Here is a 7,469-nt window from a genome sequence, read left to right on the forward strand (position 1 = left end):
AATCATCACAAAAATCAGTGAAATCAAAAAAATAAAAATATGTTCGACAATAAAGGAAAAACAGAAATAGCGCAATTAGGTGAATTTGGTTTGATAGACCTTTTGACCAAAAGTATTACCCTTACCCAACCCAGTACCATAAAAGGCGCCGGCGATGACGCGGCAGTTTTGGATTTTAAAGATAAAAAAGTACTGGTAAGCACTGATATGTTGCTGGAAGGTATACATTTTGATTTGGCTTATACTCCATTAAAGCATTTGGGCTATAAAGCCATACAGGTTAACCTGAGCGATATTTACGCCATGAATGGTACGGCAAGCCAGGTTACCGTTTCCTTAGGATTTTCGAGCAAATTTCCATTAGAAGCCGTTGAAGAATTGTACAGCGGGATGTTATTGGCCTGCGATAAATATGAAATTGATCTGGTTGGCGGCGATACTACTTCATCAAAACAAGGATTGGTAATCAGCGTTACCAGCTTGGGTTATGCCGATGAAAACGATATTGTTTACCGTAATACAGCTATAGAAGGCGACCTGATTTGTGTATCGGGCGACCTAGGTGGAGCTTATATGGGTCTGCAATTATTGGAACGCGAGAAGTTGATTTTCTTGGAAAACCCCAACATCCAACCGGATTTGGAAGGGAAAGATTATATCGTTGAACGACAATTAAAACCGGAAGCGAGAAAAGATATATTAAACTTATTGAAAGATTTGAAAGTTAAACCGAGCGCCATGATCGATATTTCGGATGGTTTGGCCTCAGAAATTCTGCATATTTGTAAGCAAAGCAATAAGGGTTGTAATTTATACGAAGAAAAAATACCCATCGACCCGATGACGTATGATACCGCCCGAGAGTTTAACCTCGACCCAACGGTTTGCGCACTGAGTGGCGGCGAGGATTATGAGCTGTTATTTACCGTTAAACAAGCCGACTATGACAAGATAAAGCACAATGCCGACATCAGTATCATCGGGCATATTACCGAAGCCGCAGCAGGCTGCAACCTGGTTTCAAAAGCGGGCGTGGTACATGAGTTGAAGGCCCAGGGCTGGAATGCTTTTAAGGGCGAATAAGCGTTAATTTTCTTTTCAGAAAACACCCATATTTACCCATACTTTTATTTTTTATGGAGGTAATAATATGCCGAATTATTTTAACTAAGTTTATTGCAAAACTATAAGCCATGAAAAAGCTATTTATTCCACTTGTCCTTTTTTCTTTCACATTTACAGCACTAAAGGCACAAAAAGAATTGCTTTTTAAAATGCAGTATTTACCTAAACATGGTTATGCACTCTTAATGAAAATGGATATGAACATGGAAATGAATATTTCCGGTGATTCGACCATTATGAATAGTTTGAAAAAAAGCGGACAAAAGATGCCAATGATTATGCAGATGCAAAGCAATTCAAAAATGGATGTTCAAACCAGCGCTGCAACATCAGTTAATGAGGTTCCTATGGTGATGAACATTGCACAATTATCCGCAAAAATGACCATGAATGGGCAAGAAAGCAATTTACCGATACCGAATAGTGGCATACAGAAGATGTACGGAAAGTTTACCAAAGATGGTAAAATGAGCCTTGACTCAATTAGTGGCATAAAACTGACGGATAGTGTGAAGGAAGCAACTATGAAAATGATAAAAAATATGCAGGGTAATATTGTTTTCCCCGATAAAGCCATGAAAGTAGGCGACACATTTGTGCAGGATATTCCAATGGATATCCCGATAGCCGGCATGTCGGCCAAAATGTTGTCGAAAACAACCTACAAATTAATAGCCGTTGAAAGCAGCAAAGCATATTTTGATGTGAAGATGGAATTGACCATGGATATGACCGGAAAAGCGATGACTATGGACATGACAGGCGGAGGCGACGGTAAAATGATATTCGATACGGCAATAGGATACCCCACAACTGTTCAAAACAATATGAAAGTTATTTATTCATTTGCTATGCCGCAAGCAAAAAACATGAAAATGAATGGAAAAATGAATATGTTGATGGATATGCAAACAACCGTTGCCGCCAACTAATTTTCATCTTCATTTAAATATTTCTGGTCTATCTGTTTATCAGCTTTAGCGCCAAGATTTTTGATTTTATCGGCAGTACCAATCAAATTACCCCGGCCGGTGGTCAATTTGTTGATGGCTTTATCGTAATTTTCCTGGCTGTTTTTAATGCCCTTGCCAATCCCCTCCAAGTCGCCGATAAAACCGGCAAACTTATCGTACATTTCACCGCTAAGGCGGGCAATTTCGAGCACGTTGCGGTTCTGGCGCTCCTGCTTCCAAATGCTGGCGATGGTGCGCAGCGTGGCCAACAGGGTGGACGGGCTTACAATAACCACACGTTTTTCCCAGGCATAATTGAAGAGTTCGGCATCCAATTGTACAGCTATGCTAAACGATGACTCGATGGGCACAAACAGCAGCACAAAATCGGGAGAGCTGATCTGGTACAGGTCTTGATAGCGCTTGGAAGAGAGCGAGGAAATATGGTTGCGCAGCGATTCGATGTGCGCCTTGGCAAACAGTTTACGCTCTTCTTCCGTTTCGCAGTTTACCAAACGCTCGTATGCCACAAGGGATACTTTTGAGTCGACGATCAGGTGCTTGCCATCGGGCAGGTCAATGATGACATCCGGAAAAAATCGGGCGCCTTCGGCGCCATTTAAGCTGGTCTGGATGCGGTATTCCCGCTCGCGCACCAGGCCCGAACCTTCCAATACACGCTCTAAAATTACTTCGCCCCAATTACCTTGTTTCTTGCTGTCGCCCTTCAGGGCTTTGGTTAGGTTATGCGCCTCGTCGCTTATCTGTTTGTTCAGGTCCATTAGCTGGGTAATCACGCCCTTCAACACATTGCGCTCTTCGGCTTCGGTTTTGTATACTTTGTCAACTTTGTCCTCGAAGTCTTTCAGCTTTTCTTTAAAGGGATTGAGAATAACATCCATACTGCTGCGGTTATGCTCCGTAAACTTTTGCGATTTTTCGTCGAGCAGTTTATTGGCGAGATTCTCAAATTCATGCTTAAATTTTTCGTGCACCTGTTGCAGGTAAACATCCTGCTCGGCCAGGCGTTCGCGTTGCGCTTTCAGGGCCTCATGCGCCTGCGCGCTGATGTTCTTTTCGGCCATCAGTTCGCGGTTAAGCCGCGCTATGCCTTCTTCCAGGCGCAGGCGCTCTTTTTGTAGCTGCAGGGCAATATTGTCGCGCTCGGCTGTGAGGGATATGGCCCTTTCTTCGGCCCGGGCAAGTTGAATGTTCAACTCGCCGGACGCAGAACCTCCCGCAGGTTTCTTCATAAAAAAAATAACCGCCACAATAAGGATTACTACCGATACGCTTAAAATAACGACATCCATTTTGATAAAAATTTTAGCAAAACAAATGTAGGTGTTTTAGCAATAACTAAGAGTTTTTCTAAAAGGAACGATTGAATAATGTTTTGATGATAAAACCGTTTTAAGTATATTTGTTTACAGACAGTTATGTACAGACAAATTTTAACACCGGATAAAGAAAATCATAGCATTGAATTGCCGGAGGATTTGTATGGAAAAAAAATCGAGGTAATTGCTTTTGAAATAAACGAAATGCAACCATCAAATACCGGAGTGAAAAACTTTTTGGATGACATAGAACCCATCCCTGATTTCCCCGGGATCGAAAAAATACGTGAAAATGGCTGGCCCGAAAAATGGTAATCCTTGATTCCTGCATTCTTATCGAAATTCAGCGGGGCAACCCAACAATAATCAATAAAGTTTACGAATTTGAACAGGCCGACCTGCACATAACACCTGTTATCGTAGCCGAATTTTACCGGGGAGCTCGAAGCAAACAAGAGTTTTTGCAATGCCAAAAGTTGGTAAGCAAGTTTACTATTCTCTCATTAAACCATAATGTTACTTTGGTTTTTGATGATTTATTTATGAAATATTCTTTAAGCCATCGACCAGCGGTTCCCGATATGTTGATCGCTGCTGCAGCAATATTCTATAACGCCTCAGTTTATACATTAAACACCAAAGATTTTTTATTTATCGAAGGCCTTGAGCTCCTATCGTAGCCTCTACTGCACCTTTTCCACCCTCAAGCCAACATCGCTCACCTCATGCAAAGGATTATCGCGCATGTTTTGTTCTATTTCGAAGTGGTAAACGCCCTTGGCTGGGAATTTATAATGCGTGCGTGAAGGTATCTGGTAGTTGTACAAATTTCCTGAACCATCGCCCAGCCATTCGCCATCGGGGTTGGCCAAAGTATATTCCTGGCGTATGGTTTTGGTCTTTTTATCAGGACCGGTTTGATGTATCAACACAAACAGGTTGGCATACTTATAATCGGCCGTAATTCGTAAATTGAAGTAGATGTTATAAAAAGCCGAGGCGTCGTCAATCTTTACGTCAAACTTCATCCTGTCGGCATACGACCAGTTTTGATTGGACATTTCGATATTTTTGTCGATAACAGTATTGGGGTCATTCCCCATGCAGCCATCAACAAGTAGTATCGTACCTGCCCAAACTAAAACCATAAGGCATTTTATCACTCTTTTCATTATTCGGTTTTTGGCGTATTGCTCCCGTTGGGGTTATTCCTGTTCCTGTTTTTATTACGGTTTTTGTTCCGTCGTTTGTTGGGGTTTGCCGCAGGTGCCGTTGCCACACCGCCTGCCGCTTTTGCGGCATCGATAGGTACGCCTTTTGGCATATTGAGTTGGCCCTCCCTACGTTGTTGAGGTTGCTGGTTGCCCTGACGGTTATCGGGGTTGCGGCTTTTACTCTTGTTGTTCCTGTTTTTATTGCGATTGCGCTCGTCGAGGCGGGTAAGGCTGTCTTGCCCAACCACGTTTTCATAGTCGAGCACTTTGGCCGCTTTAGTTTCAGGCTCGCGCATTTCGCCTAAGTCGGCAGGAATTATCCCCTCTTTGTTCTGTTTTTGTATTTCTTTTACGCGGTCAATTTCAACAGGCACCCAGTTATCGTCTTTAGGATAGCTAAACCACATCAATTTTTTAAAGATGTCGGTTTTCTGCAGGCGGGCATCGCCTTTTTCGGTCTTGAGGTAGTTTACATTATCCGGAATGTGTTTCAGCGCATCCATGTAAGTATCCAACTCGTAGTTGAGGCAGCACTTTAGCTTGCCGCATTGGCCGGCAAGTTTTAAGGTGTTTAAACTCAGGTTTTGGTAACGGGCCGCCGAAGTGGAAACCGTTTTAAAATCAGTAAGCCAGGTGGAGCAGCACAGCTCGCGACCGCATGAGCCGATGCCGCCTAAACGGCTGGCTTCCTGGCGCATCCCTATCTGCCGCATCTCGATACGTATCCTGAAAGCCTCGGCCATTTTTTTGATCAGCTCGCGAAAATCGACGCGGCCTTCGGCCGTATAATAAAATGTGGCCTTGGTTTTATCGCCCTGATAATCCACGTCGCTTATCTTCATTTGCAAACCCAAATCTAGCGCAAGCGTGCGCGATTTGTGCATGGCTTCCCACTCCAAATCTTTAGCGGCTTTCCACTTGTCAACATCGGCAGGGGTAGCTTTGCGGTATATTTTTTTGGCTATGTCGGCTTCGTTAACATGGCGCTTTACCAATTGCATGCGCACCAGTTCGCCGGTTATGGATACGTGGCCAACATCAAAGCCACCGGTAGTGGTTTCAACAGCAACCAGTTCGCCCAGTTCCAGGTAAAGGTTATCGGTATTGAGGTAAAATTCCTTTCTCGATCCTTTGAATTTTACTTCAACAACGTTAAAAGGCTTATAATTTGTTGGCTTATCCATGTTGGCAAGCCAATCGTAAACATCCAGTTTACTGCATCCGTTGGTGAGGCACGAGCCATTACTTTTGCAGCCTGCAGGCGCACATCCGCCTGTTGAGCAACTTCCACATCCCATAATTAGTTCGGTATATATTGATTCCCTTGCGGGATTATTTTAAAATTTAACACACTTACAAGCTGTAAAGATACATCTAAAAATAAAATTTTCGGGTTTGCATTTCTTTCCACATGATAATGAGCCTTTTCGAGGATATTCCCAATGGCTTCGGCCATTGGCAAACTCATCACTTTTGTCATTTTTTGGGCCGTGTCCAGCTCGTCGGCAGGCAGATGTACCAGGTTGCTTGCACCGGCCAGTATCATACAACATTCGCGGATATAGCTGATGCCGTACCGCATAAAATTCTTTTGGTTTTCGCGGCCTATCTTGGCCAATTCATCAACAAAGGAAAGGATATCGCTGCCTTTTTTGTTGGCGTAGCACATGCGCAGCCAGTTCACAAACATATCATGAAAGCTGTTTTCGTTTTCGCCAAGCATGGCCAAAGCTTCGGTTAAATTGCCGCTGCTCAAAAAAGCAATTTCGGTCGCCGCGTGCTCGGTTTGGTTATGTTCGGCAATCAGGTATTCTTTTATTACCTCGTCTTTCAACCGTGGTATTTTCACCAATTGCGTGCGCGATAAAATGGTGTTCAATATCTGGTCCTGGTTTTGGGCCACCAGCAGGAACAGGGTGTTGGGCTGCGGCTCTTCAATAATTTTTAAAAGGGCGTTGCCTTCTTTGTCCAAATATTCGGGCAACCAAAGGATCAATATTTTGTATGGCGACTCAAAGGGTTTAAAGCCCAGCTTTTTGATGATTTGGTGGCACTCGGCAATGTTGATGTTGGCCTGTTTGTTTTCGGCCTGCAGATAGCTGCGCCAAATATCGAGGCTCAGGTATAGGTTGGCCAAAAATGCGTCGCGCCATTCTTCAATATAGTTTAATGCCGTTTCGTCGCTTTTTTTTGCGAAGAAGGGATATGAAAAATGCAGGTCGGGATGTACCAGCTTTTGATATTTACGACAGGATGAACACACCCCGCAGGAATCATTTTCCTGTTTATCCTCGCACGAAACATATTGGGCATAAGCCACGGCCAACGCCAGGCTGCCGGACCCTTCGGGGCCTAAAAACAATTGTGCATGGCTCACCCTGTTCTCTTTAACGGTGTTAACGAGGCGTTGTTTGATTTCCTGCTGGCCTATAATGGTGCTAAACTGCATTTGGTGCAAAATAGCGAAATTGTATTGCGATTGGCGTATAGCGTACTGAGATTTTTTAATTATGACAAAAAACGAACGCCGAAGAGCAACATTCAGCTACATTTGTAAATGGCGCAATACGCAAATCGCATTACGCAATACGCTCCGATGAGGATTATGGCTTTTGATTATGGTACCAAACGCATCGGCATTGCCGTTACTGACCCTTTACAGATCATTGCCAACGGACTGGATACCATACACCCGAAAGATATTGTAGACTATCTGAAAAAATACATCGCCACCAACCCGGTTGAACGTTTTGTGGTGGGCGAACCCAAACAAATGGACGGCACCGAGTCGCAATCGGCGCAGCATGTGCGGGGCTTTGTAACCATCCTGAAAAAGA

9 protein-coding genes are annotated in these 7,469 nt (G+C 43.7%); 5 read left to right on the forward strand and 4 right to left on the reverse strand.

What is annotated here, in order from left to right; translation table 11 throughout:
• Positions 1-39: 39 nt before the first annotated feature.
• The gene (gene thiL / locus QZX97_RS04190) at positions 40-1,083 is read left to right on the forward strand and encodes a thiamine-phosphate kinase (protein ID WP_295648142.1); all 1,044 of its coding nucleotides are present in this window, start codon (positions 40-42) and stop codon (positions 1,081-1,083) included.
• A 110-nt stretch (positions 1,084-1,193) separates the two neighbouring features.
• Positions 1,194-2,057, forward strand: a complete 864-nt coding sequence (locus tag QZX97_RS04195; RefSeq protein WP_295648145.1) for a hypothetical protein — start codon at positions 1,194-1,196, stop codon at positions 2,055-2,057.
• Here QZX97_RS04195 and rmuC read toward each other — a convergent pair.
• Positions 2,054-3,391, reverse strand: coding sequence for a DNA recombination protein RmuC (gene rmuC, locus QZX97_RS04200; RefSeq protein WP_295648148.1), 1,338 nt, complete (start codon positions 3,389-3,391; stop codon positions 2,054-2,056). The two genes, QZX97_RS04195 and rmuC, sit on opposite strands and share 4 nt — an antisense overlap.
• A 126-nt stretch (positions 3,392-3,517) precedes the next feature.
• On the opposite strand from rmuC, the gene QZX97_RS04205 reads away from it, so the two are divergent.
• Both QZX97_RS04205 and QZX97_RS04210 read left to right on the forward strand, forming a co-directional pair.
• Complete coding sequence (locus QZX97_RS04205; RefSeq protein WP_295648151.1) at positions 3,518-3,733, forward strand: hypothetical protein; 216 nt, start codon at positions 3,518-3,520, stop codon at positions 3,731-3,733.
• On the forward strand, positions 3,727-4,098 hold the full coding sequence (locus tag QZX97_RS04210) for a type II toxin-antitoxin system VapC family toxin (protein WP_295648153.1): 372 nt from the start codon (positions 3,727-3,729) through the stop codon (positions 4,096-4,098). The genes QZX97_RS04205 and QZX97_RS04210 overlap by 7 nt, the downstream gene beginning before the upstream one ends.
• Positions 4,099-4,101: 3 nt before the next feature.
• Here QZX97_RS04210 and QZX97_RS04215 read toward each other — a convergent pair whose 3' ends face one another.
• The 3 genes from QZX97_RS04215 to QZX97_RS04225 are packed head-to-tail and all read right to left on the reverse strand — an operon-like array spanning position 4,102 to position 7,081.
• Positions 4,102-4,590, reverse strand: coding sequence for a gliding motility lipoprotein GldH (locus QZX97_RS04215; RefSeq protein WP_295648156.1), 489 nt, complete (start codon positions 4,588-4,590; stop codon positions 4,102-4,104).
• Positions 4,590-5,930, reverse strand: a complete 1,341-nt coding sequence (gene ricT, locus QZX97_RS04220) for a regulatory iron-sulfur-containing complex subunit RicT (protein WP_295648159.1) — start codon at positions 5,928-5,930, stop codon at positions 4,590-4,592. The genes QZX97_RS04215 and ricT overlap by 1 nt, the downstream gene beginning before the upstream one ends.
• Positions 5,931-5,932: 2 nt before the next feature.
• Positions 5,933-7,081: a hypothetical protein gene (locus QZX97_RS04225; RefSeq protein WP_295648161.1), complete on the reverse strand. Its 1,149-nt coding sequence runs from the start codon at positions 7,079-7,081 to the stop codon at positions 5,933-5,935.
• Between the two features lie 147 nt (positions 7,082-7,228).
• Between QZX97_RS04225 and ruvX the strand changes: the two genes are divergently transcribed.
• Positions 7,229-7,469, forward strand: a 241-nt coding sequence (gene ruvX, locus QZX97_RS04230) for a Holliday junction resolvase RuvX (RefSeq protein ID WP_295648165.1), incomplete at its 3' end; no start/stop codon positions are given.

This window comes from uncultured Mucilaginibacter sp. (assembly GCF_903893715.1).
Taxonomy (GTDB): domain Bacteria; phylum Bacteroidota; class Bacteroidia; order Sphingobacteriales; family Sphingobacteriaceae; genus Mucilaginibacter.